Source organism: Acidilobus sp. (assembly GCF_049973875.1).
GTDB lineage: Archaea > Thermoproteota > Thermoprotei_A > Sulfolobales > Acidilobaceae > Acidilobus.
This window is the reverse complement of sequence record NZ_JBMFJI010000062.1, coordinates 1-2,681: the sequence shown is the minus strand read 5'-3', so window position 1 is coordinate 2,681 and position 2,681 is coordinate 1. Positions and strand designations below refer to the sequence as shown.

2 protein-coding genes are annotated in these 2,681 nt (G+C 46.6%); both read left to right on the top strand.

Going from position 1 to position 2,681, the window contains the following annotated elements:
* Positions 1-268 precede the first annotated feature (268 nt).
* Entirely contained in the window at positions 269-1,387 is a 1,119-nt protein-coding gene (locus ACP5H1_RS08285; RefSeq protein WP_427974006.1) for a glycosyltransferase family A protein, read from the top strand.
* Positions 1,388-2,379: 992 nt separating this feature from the next.
* On the top strand, positions 2,380-2,610 hold the full coding sequence (locus ACP5H1_RS08280; protein WP_427974003.1) for a hypothetical protein: 231 nt from the start codon (positions 2,380-2,382) through the stop codon (positions 2,608-2,610).
* The last annotated feature ends 71 nt before the right edge of the window (positions 2,611-2,681 follow it).

Genomic DNA, 2,681 nt, shown 5'->3' with positions numbered 1-2,681 from the left:
AGAGGCGGTACACCCTCGCGTTGTAGTTCTTTGAGATCAGCTTCTCATAAGTGCCGTCAACGCTGATGCCGTTAACAACTACTATCTCTGCTTCAGGCCTATAGACGCTCCTTAATGAGGCCTAGACAGTACTAACGGAGTTGAGCACAGTGCCGTAGAGGCAAAGGCCTCTGAATTTATTTTGCTCACCGATTTAACTCTTATCAGTTAGGTAGACAGATAAAGCTATTTAGCTGTTCAAAATAACGAAAAACTTGGTGGACCTCACATGAAAGGCGAACAAAAGTTAATTTCCGTTATAGTAACTGCATACAACAGGAAACAGTACCTGCCCTACGCTTTGCGCAGCCTCGAGGCCCAGACCCTTCCCAGGGACAGGTTCGAGGTAATTGTCGTGAAGAACTTCGAAGACCCCGCCAGCGACGAGATAATTCGCAGGAACGGCTGGAAGTTCGTCTACAGTGACGAGTCCCACCAAAGCAGGTTCCTCTTGGCAGGCCTGGAGGAGGCCAGGGGAGACGTAGTGACGTTCCTAGATGACGATGACATGTACTGCAGGGAGCGACTAGAGGAGATCTATAAGGCATTCACGAAGTATAGTAACATAGTTTACTTCCACAACAATTTCTGGATTGTTGATCAAAATGACAACAAAATTAGACCTGACTCACCTTTGCGGAACTCACAGGAAACCGATCTCATAATAAGTACCTCAAAACTTAGACAGCCTGTAGCAAACGTGGGCCTTTGTCGCTGGGAGTACCTAGCCCTCTTGAGACAGGACGTTTGGGGCAACGTAGCCAAGAACAGCAGCTCTATAGCCGTATCAAGGCTTGTCATTGACAGCTTCAAACCCCAAATAGGCCCGGTGAACCTTGGAATAGATGACGCCTTTTTTGTCTATTCGCTATTAACAGATGGTTACCTGTACATAACCCTGAGGCCATTAACGCATTATCGGGTTCACTGGGAAAGTTTTGATTACCGCATCTCAAGCCAGAGGAGCAAAGCCTTTAATCCCAGTGCGCTGTTACAGGAAGCCCGTGAAACCCTTAGGCTTGCCTCAACTTACAATAAGTTGGCAAAGATCTTGCCGACAGAATGCGAGTGCAACACGTATAAGGTCGGAAGCACTGGCGAGCTGCTGCACCTGTATATAATGCCTCTAACTGAAGTAAACAGGCTTGAACCTATGATCTCCCTCAGCGAAATGATTAGTTTTATGAAGTGTTCGTCGTTGAGGAGCCACATTCAGGGTAAAGGGTTTAGGTATTACGCTTATGCTATGCTGCGGCTCGCTCTACCTGTGTTACTGCACGCTATGGGTTCGGCTCACTTAAAAAGGCTCGCTTACATTACGGCATCAAGTCTAAACGTATCCGGATAAACATTTTACAACATTAGTGGCGACGTTGATAAAAAGGGAAAGGTGTTCAAAATCATAGCCAAAATAATCATTTATTTTGATAATGCAGCTTATTATCGAGTTAATTTCTCTTCGCTTGAAGAGATCAGTTTTACCGCTGGTAACTTATTTTGTAATCTTTTAATCTCATCCCTGGCCGCCTCAAGGTATAGCGTTGAGTTGCACGAACATAACGAACTTTGAATCCTTTGATTATTAATAACGATAGGCAGCAAAGTCCAAGTTCTCTAAGGTACGGATGTCTTGTGAAGTCAACATTAAGCTTCTTGATGTTTAACCCAAGGTTTAGAACACTATATCCCGCTGAGCGCTGCTCTACGATGTCATATCTCAAAGAATAAAAAGAACTAATAATCTCTGGGGACGAACTTGATGCGATGCTATGGATCAATATCCGCAAACGTCGTATTTTGAACGCCTTTTTGGTGATATTTCTCACGGTGCCGTTGATGACGCTATACCAACGGCTACTACCTCCGCGTCCAACCTGTAGACCCTTCTCACGGCCACCTAGACATTGTTAGCCGAGTTGGGCACTGCGACGTATAGGCTAGAGACTTAAATGTTGCAGCCGCCGAGGCCTTTTCTGAACTACTCTGCTAGTTTGCTAGGATTCGGTAGAGATAAGTTAAAAGGTTAAGGCATCTAACGTGTTACGGGGTGACATGGCCGTGAATGTTTGTCTGCTGCTAGACGATGCAGAGACCTTAGGCGGCATTCAACTTATGGCTCTCGACACTATTGAAGCGCTGCTAAAGGAGGGCTTTCAGGTAACGCTGCTCACAAGACGTATAGGCTATTGGCTCTTAGAAAGACCTCGAGTCTTAAGAGACGTAAAAGTTGTTCTCAGGAGACCCCTACCAACTTCTACAGCCAATATCTTCTTAGATGCCGTCCAAGGGTTTCCCTCTGACTGTGAGCTAAGGTTTAACTTTCACGGCGACGTGTAGCCCGTGGATGCCGATATAATTTACTTTCGCCAGTTCAACGTAGACTACGGCTTCAGGAGCAGCGCTAAGGCCAGATTGAAGTTCTTCCCTCAGTGGGAGGTGAGGAGGGTGTTCCTTGGAAAGGTGAAGGAGAGCGACAGGCTTGTCCTGGTGAACTCCACGTTCACGATGGCCGAGGCCAGGCGCTTTTGGGGTTCACTAACGTTGAGGTCCTTCATCCACCAGTTCACGTAGAAAGGTATGACAACTGGCCCTATTCTCCTAGGCCCAAAAGGGTCGTTACTGTCCACAGGCTGGACGGCTAG